Raw genomic sequence first — 26082 nt, 5'->3', positions numbered from 1 at the left:
GAAGCCCGTGCGACTAGCCTACCCCACCCGCGATGGCCACCCCCGCGCACAGGCGCGCGCGAGGGCGGCGGCGCGTCATTTCCTGTTCTTGCAGGCGGTCTTGTTGGCGTTGCCCTTCTTGGAGCAGTCGTAGGTGATCGTCTTGCCCGTCTTGGTGGTGTGCTGCGCCATGTTGGCGCCCATCGGCTTGGTGGTGGCGGTCTTCGTCGTCGTCGTGGTCTTGCCGGCGGCGGGCTTGGCCACGGTCCTGGTCGACGTGTTGGTCGTCGCGGCCGGCTGCGTCTGGGCAAGTGCGGGGCCGGCGACAAGCGCGGCGGCGGCGAGGGCGAGGGTGGCGAGTGTCATGAGCATCCTCCTGAACGGGCTCGCCTGAACGGCGGCCTTGGCGAAGCTTCGCCGCCGCGGGCTGACGTCGACGTGACGATCGGATGACAAGCCTGTCACGCACGGCGCGGGGTTGAACGTCGCCAGCGATGCCGTTAGAGCCGCCAGCCTTGCCGCCGCGACGACCAGGGGCGGCAATCCCAAGGTCGGGGAATAGCTCAGCCTGGTAGAGCACTGCCTTCGGGAGGCAGGGGCCGGAGGTTCGAATCCTCTTTCCCCGACCATTTGGCTGCCGGCACGACGGCAGCGGAGCTGTCAGGCTAAGCCGGCGGTGAATGCTGGAAACAAGTTCGGCATGACGATGTAGGCGGCACCCGCGTCACCCCCGTGCGGCCAGCATAGCGTCGATGCTGGTGAACTTCTCCCGCGGTGCCCCGGCCCGCGCCGCCGCCACCTCCGCCTCCTCGATCCGCCGCCAGTCGCGGAAGGTGACCACGTCGACGCCGCGCAGCGCCAGGAGCCGGTCGAGGCCGGGGCGGCCCTCCCTGCCGCTGTCGCCCCGCGTGTCGGCGGCGATGTGGTCGGCGAGGAGGAAGCCGTCCGGGCGATTGGTGCCGATCGTGCCGGTCGGGCCGCGGCGCGCCCAGCCGACGGCGTAGAGCCCCGGCGCGATCCGCCCCTCCACGTTGGCGAACCGGCCAAGCGTCGCGTCATAGGGCACCCCCTCGATCGGCGGGGTGCGGTAGCCGATGCAGCTGACGACGAGGCCGGCGGGGATGGTGTAGGTCTCGCCCGTGCGGTGGGCCTGACCGGCGGCATCGAGCGCGGTGCGCTCGACCACGACGCGCTCGACGCGGCCGTCTCCCTCGATCGTGATCGGCATGGCGTAGAAGTCGAAGGCGAGCCTGATCGGCTTGTCCGCCGTCGCGGCGGCGAAGGCGCGCAGGTGGGCGACCGATTTGCGCAGGCCGGGCTCCAGCGCGGCGTCGGCTGCGTGCGGGGGCAGGTCGGCGGGATCGACCTCGGGCGCGGCGCGGACGAGGTGGGCCAGCTCGCCCAGCTCCTTCGGCGTCATCGCGATCTCGTGCGGGCCGCGCCGCGCCAGGATCGTCACCCGTTCGTGCGCGCCGCGTCCGAGATGGTCGAGCGCATGGCCGACGATGTCGGAGCCGGCGAACTCCTGCCCCGTCTTGGCCAGGATGCGCGCCACGTCGAGCGCGACGTTGCCCGCGCCCACCACCACCGCCGGCCCGTGCAGCGGCGGCGTGAGCGCGGCGAAATCGGGGTGGCCGTTATACCAGCCGACGAATGCCGCCGAGCCGATCACGCCGGGCAGGTCGTCGCCCGGCACGCTCAGCGGCCGGTCGGCGGGCGCGCCGGTGGCCAGCACCACGGCGTCGTAGAGCGCGAGCAGCTCGGGGATGGTCACGTCCGTCCCGACCGTCACGTTGCCGACGAACCGGACATTCTCGCTCAGCGCCGTCGCCTCGTAGCGGCGCGCCACCGCCTTGATCGACTGGTGGTCCGGCGCGACGCCGGTGCGGATCAGGCCGTACGGGACGGGCAGGCGATCGACGATGTCGACGCGCACGGCCTCGCCGAACAGCTTCTGGCACGCCTCCGCGGTGTAATAGCCCGCCGGGCCCGACCCGATCACCGCGACGTGGCGCATCCCTGCTCTCCCATGCGGGGCAGCCTAGCCGCTTGGCGGCGCCGGGCAAGCGCGGCTACACGGCGTCGCGATGTCGCCCGTCGAATGGATCGCCACCGCGCTGGGTGTGCTGTGCGTGGCGCTGGGCGCGCGGCGCAGCGTCTGGACGTTCCCGACCGCGATCGGCTCGGTCAGCCTGTTCGGCTGGGTGGTGTGGCGGCAGCGGCTGTACAGCGACGCGGCGTTGCAGGGCTTCTTCGTCGTCGCCAACCTCTATGGCTGGGTCAACTGGCGGCGCTCGCGCGCGGCGGCCGGCCAGGTGCTGGTCAGGCGCATGACGAAGGTGGAATGGATGCGCTGGGGCGGGGCGGCGGTCGTCGCGACGGCGCTATGGGGCGGAACGATGAGCCGCTGGACCGACGCCGCCTATCCGTGGTGGGATGCAGGCACCGCCGTCGTGAGCATGGTCGCGCAGGTACTGATGGCCGAGCGCAAGGTGGAGAACTGGTGGCTGTGGGTGGCGGTGGACGCGGCGCTGATCCCGCTCTACCTCGCCAAGGGCCTCGTCATGTTCGCCGCGCTCTACGTCCTTTACCTCGCGCTCTCCGTCGCCGGCCTGATCGGCTGGCGCCGCGCGCTGCGCGACGCCGGGCCGGCCGCGCTGTGATCCCGCGCTCGATCTGCCTCCATGGCCCGGAGAGCACCGGCAAATCCACGATGGCGCCGCGCCTCGCCCAGCATTTCCACACCCGCTGCATCGCCGAATTCGGGCGCACCTATTGCGAGCAGTTCGGCACCGACCTAAGAATGGCCGACCTGATCATGATCGCCCACGCCCATGACGCCAAGACGCGGGCGGCGGTGGCGAGCGGGCCGCATCCGGTGATCCTGGATACCGATCCGCTGATGAGCGCGGTGTGGGCGGACATGCTGTTCGGCCGGCGCGATCCCTGGTTCCACCGATGGGACAACTACGCCGACCTCTACCTCCTGTTCGACATCGACCTGCCCTGGGAGGAGGACGGCACGCGGATGTTCGGGACGGAGGCGGAGCGGCAGCGCTTCTTCGAGCTGTCGAAGCGCGAACTGGAGCGGCGCGGCGTGCGCTGGGCGATCGTGCGCGGCGAGGGATCGCGACGCTTCCTCAATGCCCTGGCCGCGATCGAGTCGGCGTCGCGCTGAGCATTCTACTGCGTCGGGGCGAGGCGGGAGTTGAGCACCCAGCCGACATTGTCGTTCTCGTCCGCCACTTCCCACCACATCCCTTCCTTCTTGCCGGTGGGATAGACCGTCGCGCCCGGCGGCAAGGTGCGGACCAGCCTTCCAGAGGCCATCGCCGTCGCCCGCATCGCGACGGGTCCCTGCGCGGTGAAGGTCTTGCTCGGTGCCGCCTGTGCCGTGCCGGCGTCGCCGGGCGTGATCCCGCCCAGGTCGTTGACCAGCTTGGCATAGGCCTGGATGAAGGACAGGGTAACGATCCGGCCGAGATCGGTGTTGTCGTAGCCGCCGCCGACTCCGCCCGCGACCGCGAAGAAGCCGCCGCCCGCGATCGACAGGTTGTTCTTGGCCGCGTAGCCGTCCTCCGTGGCGATCGTCTCCGTCGTGCGGACGTTGGTGATCGAGAGGATGGTGTTCGCCTCCATCTTCTTGCTGCTGATGCCGCCGAGCAGGCCACCCAGGCGATGATTGATGAGGCCGCCCACCGCCGCGGCGCCACCGCCGCCGCTGACGCTGGCGTTGGCGCCCTGGATCTCGGCAACGAGGACGTAGTCGGCGGCCTTGATCTGGCCGAGGCCGACGTTGGAGCGGCGCTGCAGCCCGAGCGAGCCGCCGATCTCGCGCTCGCGGCTGGCGGCGTTGAGGCCGGTGCCGCGATCGACGAGATTGAAACAGCCCGACCGCGCGACCAGCACCTTGAGCAGCTTGGACGGCGGCGCGAGGCTGGCCTGCGTCCAGCTGTTGGGATCGTCGCCGTCCTCGATCGAGACGGTGCCGAGCTTGCGCGGGCAGCGCGGTACGTCGTTGGCGGTCGCCTCCTGCAGGCGCTGCCCGGACGAGGGCTTGGCGAGGCGCTGCGCGCCCGCGGGTGCGGCGACGATCGCGGCGAGCGCCGCGGACGTGACGAAACGGTTCATGGCATTTCCCCCCCTTGTTCGACGTGCCGCCGCCCTTTGGGCTTGGCGGCAGGGCGCGACCCCCGAGTCCGTCGTGGTCTAGCACCGGCCCGGTGGCTGGGCTAGGCGCGCGGGGGACATGTCCGCCGCCCTCGACCGCATCCGCAACTTCTCGATCATCGCCCATATCGATCATGGCAAGTCGACGCTCGCCGACCGGCTGATCCAGGCCACCGGCGGCCTGACCGACCGCGAGATGAGCGAGCAGGTGCTCGACAACATGGACATCGAGCGCGAGCGGGGCATCACCATCAAGGCGCAGACCGTGCGGCTCGCCTACACCGCGCGCGACGGCAAGGCCTATGAGCTGAACCTGATGGACACGCCGGGCCATGTCGACTTCGCCTATGAGGTGAGCCGCAGCCTGGCGGCGTGCGAGGGCGCGCTGCTGGTGGTGGACGCCGCGCAGGGGGTGGAGGCGCAGACGCTCGCCAACGTCTACCAGTCGATCGAGCACGACCACGAGATCGTGCCCGTCATCAACAAGATCGACCTGCCTGCCGCCGAGCCCGAAAAGGTGCGCAAGGAAATCGAGGACGTGATCGGGCTCGACGCATCCGAAGCGGTGCTCGCCAGCGCCAAGGCCGGCATCGGCATCGCCGACATCCTGGAGGCGATCGTCCGCAAGATCCCGCCTCCCAGGGGCGACGCGGCCGCACCGCTGAAGGCGATGCTGGTCGACAGCTGGTACGACCCGTATCTGGGCGTGGTCATCCTGGTCCGCGTGATCGACGGCGCGATGCGCAAGGGCCAGCAGATCAAGTTCATGCAGGCGGGGACGACGCATCTGGTCGACCGCGTCGGCTGCTTCCGGCCCAAGATCGAGCAGCTCGACGAGCTCGGCCCGGGCGAGATCGGCTTCATCACCGCGCAGATCAAGGACGTGGCGCAGGCCCGCGTCGGCGACACGCTGACCGACGCCAGGCGGCCCACGGCCCAGGCCCTGCCGGGGTTCAAGGAGGTGCAGCCCGTCGTCTTCTGCGGGCTGTTTCCGGTCGACGCCAACGATTTCGAGAAGCTGCGCGAATCGATCAGCAGGCTGCGCCTGAACGACGCCTCCTTCTCGTTCGAGATGGAGACCTCGGCCGCGCTCGGCTTCGGCTATCGCTGCGGGTTCCTCGGCCTGCTCCACCTGGAGATCATCCAGGAGCGGCTGACGCGCGAATATGATCTCGACCTCATCACCACCGCGCCCAGCGTCGTCTACGAGATCGAGCTGACGCACGGCGCGGGCCATCTCGAGCTGCACAATCCCGCCGACATGCCCGACCCGAGCCGCATCGCGAGCATCGCCGAGCCATGGATCGAGGCGACGATCTACGTCCCCGACGAGTATCTCGGCTCGATCCTGAAGCTCTGCCAGGACCGGCGCGGCATCCAGAAGAACCTGACCTATGTCGGCGGGCGGGCGCAGGCGACCTATGAGCTGCCGCTCAACGAGGTGGTGTTCGACTTCTACGATCGGCTGAAGAGCATCAGCCGCGGCTATGCGAGCTTCGACTATCACCAGATCGGCTATCGCGAGGGCGACCTCGTCAAGATGAGCGTGCTGGTCAACAACGAGCCGGTCGATGCGCTCGGCATGATCGTCCATCGCGGCACCGCCGAGAGCCGGGGCAGAGGGATGTGCGAGCGGCTGAAGGATCTGATTCCGCGTCACCTGTTCAAGATCCCGATCCAGGCGGCGATCGGCGGCAAGGTGATCGCGCGCGAGACGATCGCGGCGATGCGCAAGGACGTGACCGCCAAATGCTATGGCGGCGACATCAGCCGCAAGAAGAAGCTGCTCGACAAGCAGAAGGAGGGCAAGAAGCGGATGCGGGAATATGGCAACGTCCAGATCCCGCAGGAGGCGTTCATCGCGGCGCTGCGGATGGGCGACGAAGGCTAACGCGACGTCGCCGCAACTTGCTGGATTATTTACCTTCGCTGTCGTTCGCGGGCCCCTCGGGGAGCTTGACAGGCGGGCGGCGGCCGATAGCGTGGCGGGCGGTCGCGGCAAGGGGGCGCCGGCGATCGTGTTCGTAGCGCAAGGTGTTGCCCGATGCCGCCCATCGCCCCGTCCGGCCTTTCTCTCGCCCTCGGTCTGATCCTCGCGCCCGTCGCTGCCCGCGCGGAACTCGGCGGGCCGATGGCCACCATCGAAGCGGACCGGGGCCGGATGGCCGCGCGGGTGTCGCGACAGGCGGAGGGTGCGTTCACCCGCCACATCCTGACGCGCGCGAACGGCGGCGTCGTGCATGAGCTGACCAACGCGCAGGGGAGGGTGTTCGCGGTGACCTGGGCAGGGCCGGGCAAGCCCGATCTGCGCAGCCTGCTCGGCCCGTATTTCGCCGCGATGCAGCCGACCGGCGGGATCGGCCGGGCGATGCACGGTTTCCGCCGGCCGGTGCAGGTCGCGCGCGCCGACCTGCAGATCAGGCAGGAGGGGCATATGGGCTGGTTCCATGGCGCGGCGCTGGTCCCGTCGCTCGCCCCCGCGGACTTCTCCGCCGCCAGCCTGGCGATCGGCGAATGAGCCGCTTCCGCTGGATCGCCACGCTGGCCGCGGCGCTGACGCTGGCGGCGTGCGGTGGCGACGCGTCGAGCCCCGCGACCACCGCGTCAACGCCGACCGTCGTGCCGACCCCGACGCCGAGCCCGACGCCGACGCCGACCACCGTCGCCAATACCACGACCGTGACGCTGGACGCCGGTCCCGCCGCGCTCAACGTCGGCAGCGGCGCCTATTCGGCATTCAACGAACCCTATGTCACCGTCACGATCTGCGCGCCGGGATCTACGACCAATTGCCAGACGATCGACCATGTCATCCTGGACACGGGCTCGGTCGGCCTGCGGATCATCCAGCCGGTGCTGCGGGCGGCGCTGCTCGCGGCGCTGCCGGCGGAGACCGACGCCGGCGGCAACGCGGTCGGCGAGTGCTACCAATATGTGAACTCCTACGCCTTCGGATCGGTGCGCAAGGCCGATTTCTCGATCGCCGGCGAGAAGGTGGCGAACATGCCGTTTCAGACCATCGGCGACACCGGCCTGTTCGCGGCCGTCCCGGCCAGCTGCTCGGCGGGCGGCGGCGCGGCGATCACGACGGTGCAGGATTTCGGCGCCAACGCGATCATCGGCGTCGGCACGACCACCACCGATTGCGGGGCGATCTGCACGGTCAGCGGCGGCCAGGCGGCGGCGATCTATTATGATTGCCCGACGAGCGGCTGCGCGTCGATCATCGGCCGCGCCGCCAGCGCCGTGGCGCCGTTCGAGCAGCTGCCCAATCCCGTCGCCGCCTTTCCGACCGACAATAACGGCGTGATCCTGACGCTGCCGTCCGTGCCGCGCGCGGGCCTTCCCGGCCTGACCGGCACCGTCACCTTCGGCATCGGCACCCAGGCGGACAACGCCCTCACCGCCGCCAACGTGCTGCCCGTGACAGATTCGAGCAGCCGCCGGGGGCCGGGCGTGCTGACCGTCACCTATAACGGCAAGCAGCTGACGCAGAGCTTCCTCGATAGCGGCAGCGACGACTATTATTTCATCGATACCACGCTGCCGCCGTGCACGGACGCCGACTTCATCGCCTTCTACTGCCCCGCCAGTCCGCTGCCGCTGACGCCGGTGCTGACGGCGACCAACGGCGTGACGGCGAGCGGCGCGTTCACGCTCTACAGTCCGTTCGGCGTGGCGGCCGACGCGGTCGTCGCGCCCGGGCTGGGGCTCAATCCGACGCTGATCACGCCGCCCTTGCCCTTTGCCAACAGCTTCGATTTCGGCGTCCCGTTCTTCTTCGGCCGCACCGTCTACACCGCCATCGAGGGCCGCAGCGCGGGCGGGGTGCAGGGGCCGTATTTCGCCTTCTGACGGCCGCGAGCGGTTCAGCCGGGCAGCACCTCCTTCGCCAGCTGGCGCGCGGTCTCCAGCAGCAGATGAGCGGTCCGCCGGTCGCCCTTCACCATGGCCGAGGTGAAGTTCTTCATCTGCTCAAACGTGAGGTGGGGTGGGAAGGGCGCGACTTCCGGATCGGTGCGCACCTCGATCAGCGTCGGCCGGTCCGCGGCGAGCGCACGCTCCCAGGCGGCGCCGAGCTGGTCCGGGTCGTCGACGAAGATGCCGCCGAGCCCGATCAGCTCGGCGAACTTCGCATAGGGCACGTCCGGGATGTCCTGCGTCGTCGGGAAGCGCGGGTTGCCCTCCGTGACGCGCTGTTCCCACGTAACCTCGTTCAGGTCGCCGTTGTTGAACACGCAGACGACGAAGCGCGGATCGGCCCAGCCGCGCCAGTATTTCTGGACGGTGATGAGCTCGGCGAGGTTGTTCATCTGCATCGCGCCGTCGCCGACCAGCGCCACCACCGGACGGCGGGGGTGGGCGAACTTGGCGGCGATGGCATAAGGCACGGCCGCCCCCATCGACGCGAGGCCGCCCGACAGGCTGGCGCGCTGCCCGGCGCGCAGGCGATAGTCGCGCGCATACCAGTTGGCGCACGAGCCCGAGTCGCTGGTGACGATCGCATCGGCGGGCAGGCGCGGCGACATCTCCCAGACGACGCGCTGCGGGTTGACCGGGTTCGCGGCGGCCATGGCGCGCTCCTCCAGCGTCTGCCACCAGGCCGCGACGCCGCGCTCGATCCCCTCGCGCCAGGCCCGATCGTCCTGGCGGCGGAGCAGGGGGAGCAGCGCCTGCAGCGTCTCGGCCGCATCCCCGTGCAAATTGACCTCGACCGGATAGCGCAGCCCGAGCATCGCGGGATCGATGTCGATCTGCACCGCGCGGGCCTGTCCGTCGGGCGGCAGGAACTCCGCCCAGGGAAAGCCGGTGCCGACCATCAGCAGCGTGTCGCAGCCGACCATCAGGTCGGACGAGGGCTTGGTGCCGAGCAGCCCGATCGCGCCGGTGACGCCGGGCTGGTCGTCAGGCAGCGCGTCCTTGCCGAGCAGCGCCTTGGCGATCCCCGCGCCGAGCCGGTCGGCGACCTCGGTCACCTCGGCCGCGGCCCCCAGCGCGCCGGCGCCGATCAGGACCGCCACCTTCTGGCCGGCATTGAGGACCTCGGCGGCGCGGCGCAGGTCGTCCTGCTTCGGGATCACCGACGGGCGGCTATAGCCCGGGCCGGAGCGGGTGAAGCCGTGCTGGACCTTGGGCTCCTCATATGCCTCGTCCTGCACGTCCTTGGGCAGTACGATCGCGGTGGGCACGTTGCCGGCGATGGCGATGCGCAACGCGCGGTCCGTCAGGTGGCGGACCTGGGCTGGCGCGGTGGCTTCCTGAACATAGGCCGCGACATCGGCGAACAGGCGATCGAGGTTCAGCTCCTGCTGATAGCTCGCGCCGCGCACCGTCGACTCCGCCTGGCCGGCGATGGCGAGCACGGGTTGATGGTCCAGCTTGGCGTCGTAGAGGCCGGTGACGAGGTGGGTGGCGCCGGGGCCGCCGGTCGACAGGCAGACGCCGATCTCGCCGGTGAACTTGGCGTGCGCGACGGCCATGAAGGCGGCCATCTCCTCGTGCCGGACCTGGACGAACTCGATCCCTTCACCGGCCTGTTCCGCCCGCTGGAGCGCGCCGAGCACGCCGTTGATGCCGTCGCCCGAATAGCCGAAGATGCGGGTGACGCCCCAGGTCTTGAGGCGCTCGACGAAGAAGTCGCTGGTCAGCTTGCTCATGCCCGGCCAAGCGTTTGGCGGCGGCGGCCGTTCCCGGCTAAGTGGGCCGATGCGCCGGCTGCTGTTCCTGCTCGCCCTCCTGTCCTTTCCGGCGACCGCGGCGGCGCGGCACGGGCCGCTGGTGCTGGCCGCGGCGAGCCTGCAGGAGGCAATGACAGCCGAGGCGGACGCCTGGGCGGCGGCGGGCCACGCGCGGCCCGTGCTCTCCTTCGCCGCGAGCTCGGCGCTGGCGCGTCAGGCGCTGGCCGGCGCGCCGGCCGACCTGTTCGCGAGCGCCGACGAGGACTGGATGGATGCGCTCGCCAAGGCGGGGCTGCTGGTGCCGGGCACGCGCGCGGACCTGTGCGGCAATCGGCTGGTAGTCGTGGCGCCGGCGGGCTGGCGCGGGCGGGTGACGCGGGCCAGCCTCGGACGGACGCTGGCGGGCGGCCCGGTGGCGATGGCGGACCCGGATGCGGTACCGGCGGGAAAATATGGCCGCGCGGCGCTGACCGCGCTCGGCGCGTGGGGGGCGGTGGCGCCGCACGTCGTCAAGGCGGCGGACGTGCGCGCCGCGCTGGCGCTGGTCGCGCGCGGCGCGGCGCCGTTCGGGATCGTCTATGCGACGGACGCGCGCGCCGAGCCGGCGGTGCGGATCGCCGGCGTGTTCCCGGCGGCCAGCCACCCGCCGATCCGCTATCCGGTGGCGCGGCTGAAGGCATCGGCGAACCCGGACGCGGAGAGCTTCCGGCGCTTCCTGCTGTCGGCGCGGGGACGGGCGGTCTTGCTCCGCCATGGGTTCACGCAGCCGTGATCTGCGCCCCGCGTCACCCCGGCCTTGCGCCGGGTTCCCGCTGCCTTGGGCGGACGGCAACAGAAGCGGGATCCCGGCGCAAGGCCGGGGTGGCGATGCGCTCCTGCTGACCGCCGCCGAATGGGAGATCGTCCGCCTGACGCTGCTCGTCGGCGGGGTGGCGACGCTGCTGGTCGTGCCGATCGCCTTCGCGCTCGCCTGGCTGCTGGCGCGCCGCCGCTTTCCCGGGCGGCTGCTGCTCGACGGCGTCGTCCACCTGCCGCTGGTGGTGCCGCCGGTGGTGACGGGCTGGGTGCTGCTGCTGCTGTTCGCGCCGGCGGGGCCGCTGGGGCGGGTGCTCGCGGGGCTGGGCGTGACCGTCCTGTTCCGCTGGACCGGCGCGGCAATCGCGGCGGCGGTGATGGCGCTGCCGCTGGCGGTGCGGGCGATGCGGCTGTCGATCGAGGCGGTCGACCGGCGGCTGGAGGAGGCGGCGCGCACGCTCGGCGCGGGGCGCGGCCGCGTGTTCCGCACGATCACGCTGCCGCTCAGCCTGCCGGGCGTGTGGGCGGGCGCGGTGCTGGGCTTCGCGCGCGCGATCGGCGAGTTCGGCGCGACGATCACCTTCGTGTCCGACGTGCCGGGCGAGACGGAGACGCTGCCGCTCGCCATCTACGCGGCGCTCCAGCGGCCGGGCGGCGAGGCGACGGTGTGGCGGCTGGCCGCGGTGTCGGTGGCGCTCAGCCTGGTGGCGCTGCTCGGGTCCGAGCTGCTGGCGCGGCGCAGCGGGCGGGGCGTCCATGTCCTTTGACGTCGCTGTCGAGGGCCGGCGCGGCGAGGCGACCATCGCCGCGCGCTTCGCGACCGGGCCGGGGGTGACGGTGCTGCTGGGGCCGTCGGGTGTCGGCAAGACCAGCGTGCTGCACATGATCGCCGGGCTGGTGCGGCCGGAGCGCGGGCATGTGCGGGTCGGCGGGGCGACGCTGTTCGACGCGGCGGCGGGCGTGGATGCGCCCGTCGAGCGGCGGCGGGCCGGATACGTCTTCCAGGACACGCGGCTGTTCCCGCACCTGCGGGTGCGCGACAATATCCTCTACGGCGCGATGAGCGACGCTCGGTTGACGGAGACCGCTGCCATGCTCGACATCACGCCCCTGCTCGATCGCTGGCCGCGCACCCTGTCCGGCGGCGAAGCGCGGCGCGTCGCGATCGGCCGCGCGCTGCTGAGCGATCCGGCGTTCCTGCTGCTCGACGAGCCGCTGTCCTCGCTCGACCCGGCGCGGCAGGAGGACGGGCTGCGGCTGGTGGAGCGGCTCGCGGCGACGGGGCTGCCGGTGCTGATGGTCACGCACGACGAGCGCGACGCGGCGCGGCTGGGCGGGGCGGTGGTGCGGATGGGGTGACCGGCCCGCCTGCGTCAAAAGACGAGCGCCGACGCCTCGACGGTCAGGAACCCGATGGCGACGACGAACGAAGCTAGACCCGAGAGGGCTACGTTCAAGGATCCGCAAGTGCGCTTCAGCAGCGCAATCATGGGTGAGCCTCACCACCATGTGCACCAGATACCAGAGCCGCCGCATGGCCGTTCTCGATGGCGGTCACGTAAATAGCAGGTACGCGATGTCGATCGCCGACGCTGGGCAGCGCCGTCACGGGAGTAAATCCCGTGACGTCGAACGGGGCGGGCGAGCCGCCCCGCCGGCCGGCGCTACGGGTCCTGTCGCAGCTACGCTGCGACAGGCGCGCTTAACGCTTGGAGAACTGGAAGCTGCGGCGGGCCTTGGCGCGGCCGTACTTCTTGCGCTCCACCGTGCGGCTGTCGCGGGTCAGGAAGCCCGCGGCCTTCACCGGCGCGCGCAGCGTCGGCTCGTATTTGGTGATCGCCTGGCTGATGCCGTGCTTGACCGCGCCGGCCTGGCCGGAGAGACCGCCACCCTTGACGGTGCAGATCACGTCGTACTGGCCCTCGCGCTCGGTGACACCGAACACCTGGTTGATGACGAGGCGCAGCGTCGGACGCGCGAAATAGACGCCCTGGTCGCGGCCGTTGATCGTGATCTTGCCGCTGCCGGGCTTGAGCCACACGCGCGCGACCGCGTCCTTGCGGCGGCCGGTGGCATAGGCGCGGCCCTGCTTGTCGATCTCCTGCTCGCGCAGCGGCGCGCGCTGGACCGGCGCGTCGATCTGGCCGACGGGATCGGCGGCGTCCGCGCGCTCGTCGGACTGGGTGACCGCAACCTCGCGCTGCTGCTGGAGCGCGGCGCTGAGATCGGAGAGGGACTGACGATCGTCGGACATCAGGCGGTCACCTTGTTCTTCCGGCTCATGCCGGCGATGTCGAGGGGCTGGGGGTCCTGCGCGCTATGCGGGTGCTCCGTGCCCGCGAAGATGCGCAGGTTGCGCATCTGCTGCCGGCCGAGCGGCCCGCGGGGGATCATGCGCTCGACGGCCTTTTCCAGCACGCGCTCGGGAAAGCGGCCCTCCAGGACCTTGGCCGCGGTGATCTCCTTGATCCCGCCCGCATAGCCGGTGTGCTTGTAATAGACCTTCTTCTGCGCCTTGTTGGACGTGAAGCGGATCTTGTCGGCGTTGATGACGACGACGTTGTCGCCACAATCGACATGCGGGGTGAAGCTGGTCTTGTGCTTGCCGCGCAGAACGTTCGCGATCACCACGGCGGCGCGGCCGACGACCAGGCCGTCGGCATCGACCAGATGCCACTTCTTCTCCACCTCGGCCGGCTTGACCGACTGGGTGGTCTTCATCAGCGCCTTCATGGGCTGGGACCTCTCGTGAAACGACATGCGCCGCCCCCGGCGGGAGCGGCGTTACGGAGCGGCTAATGACGACGGCGGCCGCGCAAGTCAAGCATTTGCGCCGCTTTGCCGGCGGGTATCCCGCTACCGCAGGCTGATGGTCGACGGTTTGACGTGTCCGATCGCGTGCGCGGCGGCGACGGCGGCGATCAGCAGCAGCGCCGCATTGAGCTGGTGCCAGACCGCGATCTCGATCCGCACGCCCGAGAGCAGCGTCGCGATGCCGAGCGCGATCTGGAGGGTGACAAGTCCGGCGACCGCCAGCCCCGCCCGGCTGCGTGCCCGGGCCGCGCGCCAGGCGAGCGTCAGCAGCCCGGCCGCGGCGACGAACGCCAGCCAGCGGTGGACGAACTGCACCACGATCGGGTTGTTGACCATCTCCCCCGAGCCGGCGCCGGCGGGCAGCCCGCCGGCGGGGAACAGCGTGTCGCCCATCAGCGGCCAGCTGTTGAAGGCGTGCCCCGCATCGAGCCCCGCGGTCAGCGCGCCATAGCCGAGCTGCGCGAACAGCAGCGTCAGCGCGACCAGCGCCAGCGGGGTGAAGCGGGACGACGGCGCGAACGGCCGGCGCTGCAGCTGGACGAGGTCCAGCGCGGTCCAGACGATGCCGCCGAGGATGACCAGCGCGGTCAGCAGGTGGACCATCAGCCGGATGTGGCTGACGTCGGTGCGCACCGACAGGCCCGAGGCGACCATCCACCAGCCGATCGTGCCCTGCAGACCGCCGAGCGCGAGCAGTGCGACGAGCCGCGGCTTGTAGCCCGCCGGAATCTGCCGCCGGACCCAGAACCAGACGAGCGGCGCGGCGAAGGCGAGGCCGATGACGCGGCCGAGCAGCCGGTGCAGATACTCCCAGAAGAAGATCGCCTGGAAGCCGGCGAGCGTCATGCCGCGGTTGAACGCCTGGTATTCGGGGATGCGCTTGTAGAGGTCGAAGGCGTGCTCCCACGCCGCACGGGTCAGCGGCGGGACGACCCCGGTGATCGGCTTCCACTCGGTGATCGACAGCCCCGATTCGGTCAGCCGCGTGATGCCGCCGACGACCACCATCGCGACGATCAGCCCGGCGACCGCGAACAGCCAGCGGGCGACCAGGAGCGGTCGCGCGCGCGTCATGAACTGGGGGCTGGGCTGAAGCATTGCCCGCAGATAGGCGCTCCGGCGCGCCCCGCCAACCGGCGTCAGCGCAGCGCGTCGAGCCAGTCGAGGATGGCGCTCTCCAGCGCGATGCGGTGGTCGGACCAGCCATGGTCGGTGGCGGCGTGGAGCGTGGCGACGCGGCTATTGCCCTCCCGCCGCACCGTCGCGACCAGCGCGTCCGCGGCGGGCGCGAGTCCGTCGTCGCTGGTGAGCACAAGGAGCGGCGTGCGCGCGAGCCCGGGGGCGGCCGTGCCCAGCCGCATCGCCGGGCCGTTCGCGATCGCCTCGTCGGCCATGGTGGCGGGCGTGGTCGCCAGGGTCTCGGCGTTGTCCGCCATGAACGCCGTCACCTCGGCGCGCGGCTGCCCGGCGAACATGCCGAGGTCGGCGGCGGAGATCGCGATCGCACCGGCGAGCGCGTGATCGCGCGCGGCGGTGAGCAGCGTCGCCCAGCCGCCCATGCTATGCCCCGCCAGCACGATGCGCGCGGGATCGGCGCCGAGCCGCGCCGCCTGGGCGGGATCGCGCAGGAAGGCGAGCACGGCGGCGCTGTCCGCCAGCACGTGCGCGAAGCTGAACCGGCCGGGGCTGCCCCACGACCCGCGATAGTTGAAGGTCACCGCGATCCAGCCGGCGCGCCGCGCCGCCTGGGCGAGGTCGAGGTTCTTTTCGTTGCCCGGCAGCCCGTGGAGCAGCACGAGCACGGGATGGAGCCCGGCGCCCGCTGGCCGATAGGCGACGCCGTTGATCGCCACGCCGCCCGACGGGATATGGAGCACCTGCATGCTGGCGGGATGCGCCTTGTCGACCGGCGGGTCGCTCGCGATCGCGCGGTTCTGCGCGGCGGCGGGGGAGGAGAGGAGGGCGACGGCAAGGAGCAGGAAGCGCATCACCGACAGCCTAGCAGGTTCGCGACCCGTGCCAACCGCTGCCCGCGTCCTTGAGATCGGGGCCGGGTCGGCCTAGACTCGGCCCATGGCCACCCACTCGCATGACCACCACGAGCCCGAAGGCGCAGCGCTGACGGTGGCGGCGCGGGCGACGCTGGAAAAGGCGGGCGAGCAGTGGACCGCGATGCGCGCCAGCGTGTTCGAGGCGCTGGCCGGCTTCGCCAATCCGGCGAGCGCCTATGACATTGCGGAGGCCGTATCCGGACGCGAGGGGCGCCGCGTCGCCGCCAACACCGTCTACCGCATCCTCGACCTGTTCGTCGGCGCCAACCTGGCGCGCCGGGTGGAGAGCGCGAACGCCTATGTCGTCAATGCCCACCCCGACTGCCTGCACGACTGTATCTTCCTGGTCTGCGACGGCTGCGGCAGGACCGTGCATCTCGATGACGACAAGCTCGCGCGCGGCGTCCGCGGCGCGGCGCAGGCGGCGGGCTTCTCCCCCGAACGCCCCGTGATCGAGGTCCGCGGCAAATGCGCCGCCTGCGAGTGAGCTGACCTGGGCGGCGGCGGAGGGCTCGAGACGACCTCCGTTGGTGATACCGAGCTCAATCGAGCAGCCCGAGCGCGAGCAAAAGCAACCCGTTCACCTGCTTAAGGACGGTCGTATCGGCCGCGCCAATCCTGTCGCGACAGCGTGCTCGCGGGATGGCCGTGACCTTGTCGATCATCACCAGCGAGTCGGCTGCCAGGCCGTTGGCGACGTCTGCGATGATCTTGACTCGGGTCGGACCAGCCGTGCTCAGATCGCTGGTCAGCGGGCAGAGCAGGACGCTGCCCAGCTTGGCGAGCCTGTCCGACTGGACGATCAGGCACGGACGCGGTTTGCCGTAATTTCCCGCCAGCGCCGCCGTGACCAGGTCGCCCCGTTTCAATCCGGCGCCGCCCAGACCTCGGCAGCTGCCAGCTCGCAGAAGATCAGGACGTCGCGCTCGTCCTCGGCGGCGTTGATCCGCTCGATCTGCGCGTCGAGTTCTCGTTGGAAATGGGGGGCGCCGATATCCGGCACCCAGAACCGCAGTTCACGCAGCCCGGCTGCCTTCTTACGGGCGCGATAGGCCTTGAACTTGTCCCGGCGAGGCGGCGCGTTCATGGTCGAGAAGGTAGCGCGCAACCAGTGAAAGGTCCAGTCCGTGCCATCCAAACTGCGTATCGACCAGCTTCTCGTCGCGCGCGGGCTCGCCGAGAGCCGGGCACGGGCGCAGGCGCTGGTGATGGCGGGGCTGGTGTTCGCGGGCGAGCGCAAGGTCGCCAAGCCCGGCGAGCAGATCGCCGACGATGCCGCCCTGGCGGTGCGCGGGCGGGATCATCCCTGGGTGTCGCGCGGCGGCGTCAAGCTGGCGCACGGGCTCGACCATTTCGGCTGGGACGTGACGGGCGCGGTCGCGATCGACGTCGGCAGCTCGACCGGCGGCTTTACCGACGTGCTGCTCAGCCGCGGCGCCGCCCGCGTCCATGCGGTCGACAGCGGCACCAACCAGCTGGCCTGGAAACTGCGGCAGGACCCGCGCGTGCAGGTCCACGAGCAGACCAGCGCGCGCATCCTGACGGCCGCACACATCCCCGAGCCGATCGACCTCCTCGTCTGCGATGCGAGCTTCATCGGGCTGGCCAAGGTGCTGGAACGGCCACTGACCTTCGCGCGCGCGCCGGCGCGGTTGCTCGCGCTGGTGAAGCCGCAGTTCGAGGCCGGGCGCGAGGAGATCGGCAAGGGCGGCGTGGTGCGCGACGAGGCGGTGCGACGGCGGACGTGCGCGGCGGCCGCGGCCTGGGTGGAAACGCAGGGCTGGCGCGCGCTGGGCGTCACCCAGAGCCCGATCACCGGGCCCGAGGGCAATGTCGAGTATCTGCTCGCCGCCACGCTCGGTTGATTGCGCGATCCGCATCGGGCAGGAACCACCACGCTTGGGTCGCAAGGGAGCGGATGTGGGCGGACTCGCGTCGAGGGGGCAGTTGCGCTGGTCGTTCGGGCGCTGGGCGGCGGTCACCGTGCCGCTGGTGCTGCTGATCGGGTTCGCGTCCGGCCGGTTGGTGCCGGCAGGCAGCGACAATCCCTGGTACGTCGCGCTCGCCAAGCCGCCGCTGACCCCGCCCGACTGGCTGTTCCCGGTCGCGTGGACGATCATCTACGTCCTGCTCGGGCTGGCGGCGGCAACGGTGCTGAATGCGCGCGGCGCGCGCGGTCGCCGGCCGGCGGTCGCGCTGTTCGTGATCGAGGTCGTGGCGCTGGCGCTGTGGCAGCCCCTGTTCTTCGGTGCTCATCGGATCGCGGCGGCGCTGGGGCTGATCGGCTTCATCCTGGCCTGGGGCATCGCGACGACGATCCTGTTCGGTCGCGTGCGGACCGGCGCGGCGTGGCTGATGGTCCCGCTGCTCGTCTGGGTGAGCTTCGCCGGCGTGCTGGCCTGGCGCATCGGCCAGCTGAACCCGGCCGCTGCTCGGGTTGCGCCCGGCCCGCGCACGTCCCAGATGTTGTAGACATCGAACGAGGTTGGACATGCAGGCCGAAAACCGGGTCATCAGCGATATCGTCCGGGTGCTGAACGGCGCCGCGGGCACCTTGGCCGGCATGGGCCGCGAGGCGGAGGCGAACGCCCGGACCCGCGCGCGCGAGTGGATCGGCGGCCTGGACCTCGTCACCCGTGACGAGTTCGACGCGGTGAAGGCGATGGCCGTCGCCGCGCGCGAGGAGGCCGATGCGCTCCGCGCGCGGCTGGAGGCGCTGGAAGGGCGGCACACCGTCCCCGCGGACGTGGCCTGATCTTTTCCACAGCTTTCTCCACAAGGTTGTTCGCCTGGGTTGTGGCGGGGCGTCCGGCTCGGCAGAACCCTGGGGGTGGAGGACGACCATGCTGAGTGGCCACGATCACGAGGCGGAGAGCGCCGCGCCCATTGACATGCTGGAGGCCTATTACGCGGCCCATGGCTGGGAGCATGAGCGCCACGACGACGAGATCGTCGCGACCGCCCCCGGCAGCTGGACCAGCTACGAGTTGCGCGGGTTGTGGCGGGAGCATGACAGCGTCCTCCAGTTCCTCGCCTTTCCCGACATCAAGGCGCCCGACGACCGTCGCGCCCTGCTCTACGAGGCGATGGGGCTCGTCAACGAGCAGCTCTGGATCGGCCATTTCGAGCTGTGGTCGTCAACCGGCGTGCTGCTCTACCGCCACGCCACGATGATCGACTCCGAGGAGGAGGGCGCGATGTCGCTCGCCCAGGCCGAGCTGCTGGTGGAGAGCGCGATCGAGGAATGCGAGCGCTTCTACCCGGTGTTCCAGTTCGTGCTGTGGGGGGGCAAATCGCCCAAGGAGGCGCTCGCCGCGGCGCTGGTCGACACGCAGGGAGAGGCGTGACCGCCTCATCAGGTGATCTGGGCGAGGCCGCCGGCCGGCTGCTGCTGGTCGGCGCGGGCACCATGGGCGGCGCGATGCTGCACCGCTGGCTGGCGAGCGGGCTCGATCCGGCGCAGGTGACCGTCGTGAGCCCGAGCGGGCGGGCGATGCCGGACGGGGTGCGCGTCCTTGCCGCGGTTCCCGATCCCGTGACGGACTTCGACACGATCCTGTTGGGGTTCAAGCCCCATCAGCTGGAGCAGGCGGCGCGCGGGCCGCTCGCCGGCGCGGCGCCGCGACTGCTGGTGTCGATCCTGGCCGGCGTCGAGCTGGCGACGCTGGCCGCGCGCTTTCCCGCCCCGGCGATCGTGCGCGCGATGCCCAACCTGCCGGTCGCGATCGGCAAGGGCGTGGTGGCGCTGCACGGGACCGGCGAGACGGCGCGCGCCGAGACGATCATGGCGCCGCTCGGGCTGGTCGAGTGGATCGCGGACGAGGCGCTGTTCGACGTCGTCACCGCGCTGGCGGGCAGCGGACCCGGCTTCCTCTACCGCTGGATCGACGCGATGGCGGCGGCGGGCGCGGCGCTGGGCCTGCCTGCCGATCAGGCCGCGCGGCTGGCGCTGGCGACGGTGGAAGGTTCGGCGCTGCTCGCGGCGCAGGCGGACGCGAGCCCGGCCGTGCTCGCCGACCGCGTCGCCAGCCCGAAGGGCTCGACCCGCGAGGGGCTGAACGTGCTCGACCATGACGGCGCCCTGGTCGCACTGCTGACGGAAACGCTGCGCGCCGCGGCGCGGCGCAATGCGGCCATCGCGGCGGCGGCGCGTGCCGATTGACCGGCGGGCGTCAGCTCCCCAGCGCCGCGATCGCGCTGCGGTCCTCTTCCGGCACCAGGCCTTCCAGCACCGCCCAGAAGCCCGACACGGCGTGCTGGCCCGCGCGCGCATAGGCGTCGGCGATGCGGCGGCGCGCCTGCTCGAACAACGCGCTTTCGAGGCTCTCGCCCTGATCGGTCAACCGCAGCAGCCGCTGCCGGCGGTCGCGCTCGCCGGTGCGGGCCTCCACCAGCTGGCGCTCGCACAGGTCGTTCAGCACCCGGCCGAGCGACTGCTTGGTGATCGCCAGCAGCGACAGCAGCTCGCTGACGGTCAGGTCCGGCTTGCGGCCGATGAAATAGAGCGCACGGTGATGCGCCCGCCCCAGCCCCTGCCGCGACAGGTCGCGGTCGATCGAGCGGGTAAGATGGCTGTAGCCGAAATACAGCAGCTCCAGCCCGCGGCGCAGCTCGGGCTCGCGGAGGAACAGCGGGGAGGCGGAAGGTGCTGCGGCAGCCATGTTGACCCGTCTAGCCAGCGGTCCTAGTCCCCGGCAACCCCTGTTTCGCAAGGATTCCAGCCATGCACGCCCCCGTCGCGCCGCCCTTCCGGTTCGAGCCGCACGGCTCGCCCGTGACGGCCGATCTGCGCGCGGAGCAGCTGGTCGAGCCGGGCTTCGGCCGCGTCTTCACCGATCACATGGCGGTGGTCGAATATAGCGACGCGCGCGGCTGGCACGACGCGCGGGTGACGGCGCGCGCGGCGCTCACGGTCGATCCGGCCTGCGCGGTGCTGCATTATGCGCAGGAGATCTTCGAAGGGCTCAAGGCCTATCCCCAGGCCGACGGCGGCACGGCGCTGTTCCGGCCGGACGCGAACGCGCGCCGGTTCCAGAGCTCGGCGCGACGCCTGGCGATGCCCGAGCTGCCCGAGCGCCTGTTCGTCGCCTCGCTGGAGGCGCTGGTCGCCGCCGATCGCGACTGGATGCCGTCCTCGCCGGAGGGGGCGATCTACCTGCGGCCGTTCATGATCGCCAGCCAGGCGTTCCTGGGCGTGCGGCCGTCCGCCGACTATCTCTACATGGTGATCGCGTCGGCGGTGGGGCCCTATTGGAAGGGGGGCGCGCGCGGGGTGTCGCTGTGGGTCAGCCACGATTACACCCGGGCGGGGGCCGGCGGCACCGGCGCCGCGAAATGCGGTGGCAACTACGCGACCTCGCTGGTCGCGCAGCAGGAAGCGATCCGGCGCGGTCACGACCAGGTGGTGTTCCTCGACGCGGCCGAGCGGCGCTGGGTGGAGGAGCTGGGCGGCATGAACATCTTCTTCGTCCATCGCGACGGATCGCTGCAGACGCCGCCGCTGACCGGCACCATCCTGCCCGGCATCACGCGGGACTCGCTGATCCGGCTGGCGCGCGACGAGGAGCTGACCGTGCGCGAGGAGCCCTATGCGATCGACCGGTGGCGCGCCGACGCCGAGAGCGGCGCGCTGGCGGAGGCGTTCGCCTGCGGCACGGCGGCGGTGCTGACCCCGATCGGCCGCGTCGCCGGGCCGGATTATGCCTTCACGATCGGCGACGGCGAGACCGGGCCGGTGACCGCGCGGCTGCTGGCGCGCTTGTCGGCCATCCAGCGCGGCGACGCGCCGGACCCGCACGGCTGGCGGCACCCGCTCTAAAGGCTTCCGTCGCGGGCCGCCGCACGATAGGACGCGCCCGCGCCGGTGGGGCGTCGCCAAGCGGTAAGGCAACGGTTTTTGGTACCGTCATACGCAGGTTCGAATCCTGCCGCCCCAGCCAACTCGCCGGAATTTGCAGAAACTCACCCATCTACTGGAAGGTGCGCCGGCAGAACGCTTTCACGTCAGAGGCGCTTAGCGCGAACCACTCGCCATTCGCCCGCTTTGCCGCGAACCGGCGATGCCAATATGCCTCGATTCCAGAAGGGTCATCTGTGCGGATCGAGTGAACGAGTGTCACCGCCTCGGGAAGGGCAATTTTGACCTCACGAAATCTGCGCTCGATATCCTCACTGCGGCCCACCTTGAAATGGTTGCCCGACTTGAGGAGGTAGACAAGTCCTTCCTTAGCCGCACGTTTATGACCCTCGGGTGCCGCAGGCGGCTGATGAAGGACAGCTTGCAAGTCTGCCCAATCGCTTTGCCGCCTTGACAGTTTGAGTAGCGCCTCATTCAGGTTTGAATTGCTTGGAAAGTGGTTCGCGACGGTAGAGTGGCTGGGAAATGTTGGGTCGAGCCGACGTTGCATCTTGATCTCGCTTCGTGTTGGAAGCCGTCCAAGGCTCCGCGTCAACATGGCCAACTCCAGAAGCATTCGTTCAGTGTCGAGCTTCTGATTCCAGCTATTCGCTGGAAGGCCGGCTTCCTCAAGCGCGTCGCTCCAACGCAGCCAGTGAACGCCGCGCCACTTCGCGGGGGTGATCCCGGTGGCGTTCGCAAAGGCGGCTTGCCCCGGCGCTGCACCGATCTCGAGACCAATTCGCCTTATTTCCGAGAGAATAAAGCTCTTCAAGGCTGCTCCTCAATTCGATTGGCTACGCCAGATGCCCACAACCGAGCCTCGAATGACTCCGATCGTTTTGTTGGTGGATCGTCAAGGTCGCGCCTGATTTCCCAAACAAGTCTCGACCAGAGCACGTCGTGCCGTTTGCGGGAGCGCCGCTGGTTTGACTCGGCGATTTCGTCGCAGAACAGGTGAAGAGCTGCCAGTACGTCGTTCGATGCGATCAGGTGCAAATTGTTCACGGCCGTTGCGAACCGGATTTTGGCATCGGGAGGTGCTACTTCGCCGACAATACCACTACCGGCTCCGATGAACTCCTCATAGTAGGCGAGCTTCTTGCTCCGCCACTCGGCAGCCCGTTCCTTGTGCTTGGTGAGCAGAATCGTTGCGGCCGAGGCTGCAATTAGGGCAACGGCTGGAATCAGGACCGTCCACATGACGCCAACGTGCATCATTTAAGCTCTTCAAGCCAACCCGCGGTCAAACGAATCTTGATCGCCGGCACGCGTTGCGCCAATCTCGAACTCGCACCCGCGCCAGAACGCGAAACGCCCGGAGCGTCTGTTGCGCCCCGGGCGTCCTGCGTGACGATTGCTCGTCAGCCCCCGACTGGATCGCGCCGCGCCCGCGCGCCTCTGGAAGAGGCGGGGCGTCGGAGCGGTTGCTCCCCGAACCACGGCCATTGCCTGTGCTCGATGCGGATCCAATAAGTCGGGGCTGACGGTTTGTCACCGGCCGTCAAAGGCTTGTTCCGCGAATCCGCCGCCACTGTGTCGAATCCGTCACAGGGCCGGGGTCGGTTGCGCGCGAACCGCCCGCGCCCTACAGCCCCGGCGCTCATGCTGCTCTCCTCCTATGAACGGATGATCGCCCGGCGCTATCTGCTGCCGGGCAAGGGCGAGCGCTTCATCGTGCTGGTCGCGGGGCTCAGCCTCGGCGCGGTGATGCTGGGCGTGGCGGCGCTGGTAATCGTGCTCAGCGTGATGAACGGGTTCCGCGCCGAGCTGTTCGACAAGATCGTCGGCCTGAACGGCCATGCCGTGATCCAGGGCGTCGGCGGCCGGCTGCCGGACTGGCGCGAGATCGCCGCGGCGGCGCGCAGGACGCCCGGCGTCACCAGCGCGGTGCCGCTGGTCGAGCAGCCGCTCGCCGCCACCTATAACGGCCGCGCGGAGGCGGTGCTGGTGCGGGGGATGCGCGTCGCCGATATCCGCGCCAACCCGTCGATCCGCAGCAAGCTGTACGGCGATCTGGCCAGCATCACCCCGGGCTCGGGCCGCATCGCGATCGGCTCGCGGCTGGCGGAGTCGCTCGGCGCGACGGTGGGCTCGCAGATCTCGCTGTTCAGCCCGCAGGGCCAGTCGTCCGTGTTCGGGACGATGCCGCGGATCGTCAGCTACACGGTCGGCGCGATCTTCGAGATCGGCGTCTATGATTACGACAAGGCGTTCGTCATCATGCCGATCGAGGACGCGCAGCAGCTCCTGCTGATGGGCGATGACGCGGGAATGATCGAGCTGCAGACCGATGACCCCGACCGGGTCGGCGCGATCCTGGCGCCGCTCGTGCCCAAGCTGGGCGGCGAAGCGATCATCTCCGACTGGCGTTCGATGAACGCGAGCCTGTTCGACGCGCTGGCGATCGAGCGGGTGATGATGTTCATCGTGGTCGGCATCATCATGCTGGTGGCGGCGTTCAACATCGCCTCGGCGCTGATCATGCTGGCCCGCTCCAAGACGCGCGACATCGCCATCCTGCGCACCATGGGCGCCAGCCGCGGGGCGATCCTGCGCGTGTTCGTGGTGGTGGGCACCAGCATCGGCGTGCTCGGCACGGTCGCCGGGCTGATCCTGAGCGCGCTGTTCCACTATAACCGCCAGGCGGTTGTGAACTTCGTCGGGTTCGTGACCGGGCAGAATCTGTGGGACCCGTCGATCCGCTATCTCACCGAGCTGCCGTCCAAGCCCAATCCGCTGGAGGTGACGGTGGTGGTGGTGATGGCGCTCCTGTTCAGCTTTCTCGCGACGCTCTACCCGGCGTGGAAGGCGGCGAGCACCGATCCCGTCCAGGTGCTCCGCTATGAGTAACCCGGTATTGGAGACGCGCGGCCTGTCCCGCGACTTCGTGCAGGGCAGCGAGACGGTCCACGTGCTGCGCGGCGTCGATCTCGCGGTCGGCCCGGGCGAGATCGTCGCGCTGCTCGGGCCGTCGGGATCGGGCAAGTCGACGCTGCTCCAGGCGGTCGGGCTGCTCGAGGGCGGCTTCGGCGGCGCGATCCGCATCGTCGGAGCCGAGGCGGCGCAGCTCAGCGCGAGGGAGCGCACGGCGATGCGCCGCGACCGGCTGGGCTTCGTCTACCAGTTCCACCACCTGCTGCCCGATTTCACCGCACTGGAGAATGTGGCCATGCCGCAGCTGATCCACGGCGCCGCGCCCGCGGCCGCCACCACGCGCGCGACCGATCTGCTGAGCGCGCTCGGCCTCGGCCATCGGCTCGCCCACCGGCCCGCCGCGCTGTCGGGCGGCGAGCAGCAGCGCGTCGCCGTCGCGCGCGCGCTCGCCAACCGGCCCGCGCTGGTCCTCGCCGACGAGCCGACCGGCAATCTCGACGAGGCGACCGCCAACGTGGTGTTCTCCGAACTCCTCCGTCTGGTCCGCGAAGAAGGCTCGGCGGCGCTGATCGCCACGCACAACGAGCGGCTGGCCGCCAGGATGGACCGGGTCGTCCGGCTGCACGAGGGGCAGCTGCAGTGAACCCCTGGCGCGACCAGCCGACGCTGGTGGGGGACCATGTCCGCCTGCGCCCGCTCGCGCCGGAGGACCGGGACGCGCTCGTCGCCGCGGCGGCGGACGGGGCGCAGACCGAGCTGTTCTACACCAATGTCACCACCTTCGCCGATCCGGACGCCGCGATGGCCGCGATCTTCCGCGAGCGCGATCATGGCCGCGCGATGCCGTTCGCGGTCGAGACGCCGGACGGCCGCGTCGTCGGGCTGACGCGCTACATGCGGATGAACGAGGGCCATCGCCGGCTGGAGATCGGCGGCACCTTCTACGCCGCCGCCGTCCAGCGCACCGGCGTCAACACCGAGGCCAAGCTGCTGCTGCTCGGCCACGCGTTCGCGGTGATGGGCTGCAACGTCGTCCAGCTCCGCACCGACTGGTTCAACACCCGCTCGCAGGCGGCGATCGAGCGCCTCGGCGCCAAGCGCGACGGGGTGTTGCGCAACCACCAGCTGACGGATGGGCGGCTGCGCGACATCGTGGTCTATTCGATCATCGCGCCCGAATGGCCGGGGGTGGAGCGCAACCTGGGCTTCCGCCTCGCCCGCGCCGCCCGGCGCTGAGATCGGCGCGGTCGCGGCGGTTGACGCGGCGCGCAACGGCTTCATCTAGTCGCGCAGGTCGAGAGAAGGAGACGGGCATGACCGCAATCACCGATATGGAGGTCCGCGCGGCGGATGGCGGCCCGGCGAGCCTCGACACCTGGCGCGGCAAGGTGCTGCTGATCGTCAACACCGCGTCCAGATGCGGCTTCACGCCCCAATATGAAGGGCTGGAGGATCTGCACCGCCGCTATGGCGAACGCGGGTTCGAGGTGCTGGCCTTCCCCTGCAACCAGTTCGGCGCGCAGGAGCCGGGCAACGCGGCCGACATCGCCAATTTCTGCTCGACCACCTACGACGTGACGTTCCCCGTCTTCGCCAAGATCGACGTGAACGGCCCGCGCGCCGATCCGCTGTTCGAGCGGCTCAAGGCCGAAGCGCCGGGCGTGCTCGGCTCCAAGGCGGTGAAGTGGAACTTCACCAAGTTCCTGGTCGACCGGGATGGCCGGACGGTGCGCCGCTACGCGCCCACCACCAAGCCGGAGGACATCGTCGCCGATATCGAGGCGCTGCTGTAGGCCCGAAACAGTTTCCCCGAATCGGGCGG

General features: G+C 70.4%; 32 protein-coding genes and 2 tRNA genes. 21 read left to right on the top strand and 13 right to left on the bottom strand.

Annotation, left to right across the window (positions count from 1 at the left end):
* Positions 1–75: 75 nt before the first annotated feature.
* The gene (locus ACFE64_RS05185; protein WP_375391391.1) at positions 76–345 is read right to left on the bottom strand and encodes a hypothetical protein; all 270 of its coding nucleotides are present in this window, start codon (positions 343–345) and stop codon (positions 76–78) included.
* A 186-nt stretch (positions 346–531) separates the two neighbouring features.
* Between ACFE64_RS05185 and ACFE64_RS05180 the strand changes: the two genes are divergently transcribed.
* Positions 532–608: transfer RNA gene (locus tag ACFE64_RS05180), tRNA-Pro, on the top strand.
* Between the two features lie 95 nt (positions 609–703).
* On the opposite strand, the gene ACFE64_RS05175 is transcribed toward ACFE64_RS05180, so the two are convergent.
* The gene (locus ACFE64_RS05175) at positions 704–1996 is read right to left on the bottom strand and encodes an FAD-dependent oxidoreductase (protein WP_375391390.1); all 1293 of its coding nucleotides are present in this window, start codon (positions 1994–1996) and stop codon (positions 704–706) included.
* Between the two features lie 70 nt (positions 1997–2066).
* Between ACFE64_RS05175 and pnuC the strand changes: the two genes are divergently transcribed.
* Together pnuC and ACFE64_RS05165 are read left to right on the top strand one after the other, a co-directional pair.
* Positions 2067–2642, top strand: a complete 576-nt coding sequence (gene pnuC / locus ACFE64_RS05170) for a nicotinamide riboside transporter PnuC (protein WP_375391389.1) — start codon at positions 2067–2069, stop codon at positions 2640–2642.
* On the top strand, positions 2639–3157 hold the full coding sequence (locus tag ACFE64_RS05165; RefSeq protein ID WP_375391388.1) for an AAA family ATPase: 519 nt from the start codon (positions 2639–2641) through the stop codon (positions 3155–3157). The genes pnuC and ACFE64_RS05165 overlap by 4 nt, the downstream gene beginning before the upstream one ends.
* Before the next feature lie 5 nt (positions 3158–3162).
* On the opposite strand, the gene ACFE64_RS05160 is transcribed toward ACFE64_RS05165, so the two are convergent.
* Complete coding sequence (locus ACFE64_RS05160) at positions 3163–4110, bottom strand: CsgG/HfaB family protein (protein ID WP_375391387.1); 948 nt, start codon at positions 4108–4110, stop codon at positions 3163–3165.
* Positions 4111–4228: 118 nt separating this feature from the next.
* Between ACFE64_RS05160 and lepA the strand changes: the two genes are divergently transcribed.
* The 3 genes from lepA to ACFE64_RS05145 all read left to right on the top strand — a co-directional run bounded on the left by lepA (position 4229) and on the right by ACFE64_RS05145 (position 8004).
* Positions 4229–6040, top strand: a complete 1812-nt coding sequence (lepA, locus tag ACFE64_RS05155; protein ID WP_375391386.1) for a translation elongation factor 4 — start codon at positions 4229–4231, stop codon at positions 6038–6040.
* A 153-nt stretch (positions 6041–6193) separates the two neighbouring features.
* Entirely contained in the window at positions 6194–6667 is a 474-nt protein-coding gene (locus ACFE64_RS05150) for a DUF2844 domain-containing protein (RefSeq protein ID WP_375391385.1), read from the top strand.
* On the top strand, positions 6664–8004 hold the full coding sequence (locus ACFE64_RS05145; RefSeq protein WP_375391384.1) for a DUF3443 family protein: 1341 nt from the start codon (positions 6664–6666) through the stop codon (positions 8002–8004). Before ACFE64_RS05150 ends, ACFE64_RS05145 begins: the two co-directional genes overlap by 4 nt.
* Before the next feature lie 14 nt (positions 8005–8018).
* On the opposite strand, the gene ACFE64_RS05140 is transcribed toward ACFE64_RS05145, so the two are convergent.
* The gene (locus ACFE64_RS05140) at positions 8019–9806 is read right to left on the bottom strand and encodes a thiamine pyrophosphate-requiring protein (RefSeq protein ID WP_375391383.1); all 1788 of its coding nucleotides are present in this window, start codon (positions 9804–9806) and stop codon (positions 8019–8021) included.
* 49 nt (positions 9807–9855) lie between these two features.
* Here ACFE64_RS05140 and modA point away from each other — a divergent pair, with 49 nt between their 5' ends.
* From modA to ACFE64_RS05125, 3 genes are all read left to right on the top strand, one after another.
* On the top strand, positions 9856–10599 hold the full coding sequence (modA, locus tag ACFE64_RS05135; protein WP_375391382.1) for a molybdate ABC transporter substrate-binding protein: 744 nt from the start codon (positions 9856–9858) through the stop codon (positions 10597–10599).
* 103 nt (positions 10600–10702) lie between these two features.
* A complete protein-coding gene (modB, locus tag ACFE64_RS05130) occupies positions 10703–11389 on the top strand; it encodes a molybdate ABC transporter permease subunit (protein WP_375391401.1) in 687 nt (228 codons plus the stop codon).
* Positions 11379–11981 carry an ATP-binding cassette domain-containing protein gene (locus ACFE64_RS05125; protein ID WP_375391381.1) on the top strand — a complete coding sequence of 201 codons (603 nt, stop codon included), beginning with the start codon at positions 11379–11381 and terminating at the stop codon, positions 11979–11981. The genes modB and ACFE64_RS05125 overlap by 11 nt, the downstream gene beginning before the upstream one ends.
* 343 nt (positions 11982–12324) lie before the next feature.
* Here the strand turns inward: ACFE64_RS05125 and rpsI are convergent, their stop codons facing one another.
* From rpsI to ACFE64_RS05105, 4 genes are all read right to left on the bottom strand, one after another.
* Positions 12325–12876, bottom strand: a complete 552-nt coding sequence (gene rpsI, locus ACFE64_RS05120) for a 30S ribosomal protein S9 (RefSeq protein ID WP_375391380.1) — start codon at positions 12874–12876, stop codon at positions 12325–12327.
* On the bottom strand, positions 12876–13355 hold the full coding sequence (gene rplM, locus ACFE64_RS05115; RefSeq protein WP_375391379.1) for a 50S ribosomal protein L13: 480 nt from the start codon (positions 13353–13355) through the stop codon (positions 12876–12878). Before rplM ends, rpsI begins: the two co-directional genes overlap by 1 nt.
* Before the next feature lie 123 nt (positions 13356–13478).
* Positions 13479–14534: a COX15/CtaA family protein gene (locus ACFE64_RS05110; protein WP_375391378.1), complete on the bottom strand. Its 1056-nt coding sequence runs from the start codon at positions 14532–14534 to the stop codon at positions 13479–13481.
* 41 nt (positions 14535–14575) lie between these two features.
* The gene (locus tag ACFE64_RS05105; protein ID WP_375391377.1) at positions 14576–15424 is read right to left on the bottom strand and encodes an alpha/beta hydrolase family protein; all 849 of its coding nucleotides are present in this window, start codon (positions 15422–15424) and stop codon (positions 14576–14578) included.
* An 85-nt stretch (positions 15425–15509) separates the two neighbouring features.
* Here ACFE64_RS05105 and ACFE64_RS05100 point away from each other — a divergent pair, with 85 nt between their 5' ends.
* Positions 15510–15974, top strand: a complete 465-nt coding sequence (locus ACFE64_RS05100) for a Fur family transcriptional regulator (RefSeq protein WP_375391376.1) — start codon at positions 15510–15512, stop codon at positions 15972–15974.
* A gap of 55 nt (positions 15975–16029) precedes the next feature.
* Here the strand turns inward: ACFE64_RS05100 and ACFE64_RS05095 are convergent, their stop codons facing one another.
* Both ACFE64_RS05095 and ACFE64_RS05090 read right to left on the bottom strand, forming a co-directional pair.
* A complete protein-coding gene (locus tag ACFE64_RS05095; protein ID WP_375391375.1) occupies positions 16030–16356 on the bottom strand; it encodes a type II toxin-antitoxin system PemK/MazF family toxin in 327 nt (108 codons plus the stop codon).
* Entirely contained in the window at positions 16353–16574 is a 222-nt protein-coding gene (locus ACFE64_RS05090; protein ID WP_375391374.1) for an antitoxin MazE-like protein, read from the bottom strand. The genes ACFE64_RS05095 and ACFE64_RS05090 overlap by 4 nt, the downstream gene beginning before the upstream one ends.
* 40 nt (positions 16575–16614) lie before the next feature.
* Between ACFE64_RS05090 and ACFE64_RS05085 the strand changes: the two genes are divergently transcribed.
* From ACFE64_RS05085 to ACFE64_RS05065, 5 genes are all read left to right on the top strand, one after another.
* Positions 16615–17352 (top strand): TlyA family RNA methyltransferase, encoded by a 738-nt coding sequence (locus ACFE64_RS05085; RefSeq protein WP_375391373.1) that lies wholly within the window; start codon positions 16615–16617, stop codon positions 17350–17352.
* Between the two features lie 55 nt (positions 17353–17407).
* Positions 17408–17959, top strand: coding sequence for a TspO/MBR family protein (locus ACFE64_RS05080; protein ID WP_375391372.1), 552 nt, complete (start codon positions 17408–17410; stop codon positions 17957–17959).
* Positions 17960–17978: 19 nt separating this feature from the next.
* Positions 17979–18242, top strand: coding sequence for an accessory factor UbiK family protein (locus tag ACFE64_RS05075; protein WP_375391371.1), 264 nt, complete (start codon positions 17979–17981; stop codon positions 18240–18242).
* Between the two features lie 88 nt (positions 18243–18330).
* Entirely contained in the window at positions 18331–18834 is a 504-nt protein-coding gene (locus ACFE64_RS05070) for a YbjN domain-containing protein (RefSeq protein WP_375391370.1), read from the top strand.
* Entirely contained in the window at positions 18831–19649 is an 819-nt protein-coding gene (locus tag ACFE64_RS05065; protein WP_375391369.1) for a pyrroline-5-carboxylate reductase family protein, read from the top strand. The genes ACFE64_RS05070 and ACFE64_RS05065 overlap by 4 nt, the downstream gene beginning before the upstream one ends.
* A 10-nt stretch (positions 19650–19659) precedes the next feature.
* On the opposite strand, the gene ACFE64_RS05060 is transcribed toward ACFE64_RS05065, so the two are convergent.
* On the bottom strand, positions 19660–20148 hold the full coding sequence (locus ACFE64_RS05060; protein ID WP_375391368.1) for a MarR family winged helix-turn-helix transcriptional regulator: 489 nt from the start codon (positions 20146–20148) through the stop codon (positions 19660–19662).
* A gap of 62 nt (positions 20149–20210) precedes the next feature.
* On the opposite strand from ACFE64_RS05060, the gene ACFE64_RS05055 reads away from it, so the two are divergent.
* Both ACFE64_RS05055 and ACFE64_RS05050 read left to right on the top strand, forming a co-directional pair.
* Positions 20211–21305, top strand: a complete 1095-nt coding sequence (locus ACFE64_RS05055; protein WP_375391367.1) for a branched-chain amino acid aminotransferase — start codon at positions 20211–20213, stop codon at positions 21303–21305.
* 46 nt (positions 21306–21351) lie between these two features.
* A tRNA-Gln gene (locus ACFE64_RS05050) sits at positions 21352–21426 on the top strand.
* Positions 21427–21456: 30 nt separating this feature from the next.
* Here the strand turns inward: ACFE64_RS05050 and ACFE64_RS05045 are convergent.
* Both ACFE64_RS05045 and ACFE64_RS05040 read right to left on the bottom strand, forming a co-directional pair.
* Positions 21457–22158, bottom strand: coding sequence for a GIY-YIG nuclease family protein (locus ACFE64_RS05045; protein ID WP_375391366.1), 702 nt, complete (start codon positions 22156–22158; stop codon positions 21457–21459).
* The gene (locus ACFE64_RS05040) at positions 22155–22604 is read right to left on the bottom strand and encodes a hypothetical protein (RefSeq protein ID WP_375391365.1); all 450 of its coding nucleotides are present in this window, start codon (positions 22602–22604) and stop codon (positions 22155–22157) included. Before ACFE64_RS05040 ends, ACFE64_RS05045 begins: the two co-directional genes overlap by 4 nt.
* 384 nt (positions 22605–22988) lie before the next feature.
* Between ACFE64_RS05040 and ACFE64_RS05035 the strand changes: the two genes are divergently transcribed.
* The 4 genes from ACFE64_RS05035 to ACFE64_RS05020 all read left to right on the top strand — a co-directional run bounded on the left by ACFE64_RS05035 (position 22989) and on the right by ACFE64_RS05020 (position 26053).
* Positions 22989–24236, top strand: a complete 1248-nt coding sequence (locus ACFE64_RS05035) for a lipoprotein-releasing ABC transporter permease subunit (protein WP_375391364.1) — start codon at positions 22989–22991, stop codon at positions 24234–24236.
* Positions 24229–24903: an ABC transporter ATP-binding protein gene (locus ACFE64_RS05030; RefSeq protein ID WP_375391363.1), complete on the top strand. Its 675-nt coding sequence runs from the start codon at positions 24229–24231 to the stop codon at positions 24901–24903. The genes ACFE64_RS05035 and ACFE64_RS05030 overlap by 8 nt, the downstream gene beginning before the upstream one ends.
* Positions 24900–25496 carry a GNAT family N-acetyltransferase gene (locus ACFE64_RS05025; RefSeq protein WP_375391362.1) on the top strand — a complete coding sequence of 199 codons (597 nt, stop codon included), beginning with the start codon at positions 24900–24902 and terminating at the stop codon, positions 25494–25496. The genes ACFE64_RS05030 and ACFE64_RS05025 overlap by 4 nt, the downstream gene beginning before the upstream one ends.
* A 77-nt stretch (positions 25497–25573) precedes the next feature.
* Positions 25574–26053: a glutathione peroxidase gene (locus tag ACFE64_RS05020; protein WP_375391361.1), complete on the top strand. Its 480-nt coding sequence runs from the start codon at positions 25574–25576 to the stop codon at positions 26051–26053.
* Positions 26054–26082: the final 29 nt, after the last annotated feature.

The organism is uncultured Sphingomonas sp., assembly GCF_964250165.1.
Lineage (GTDB): Bacteria > Pseudomonadota > Alphaproteobacteria > Sphingomonadales > Sphingomonadaceae > Sphingomonas.
This window is presented reverse-complemented; position numbering and strand designations above follow the sequence as displayed.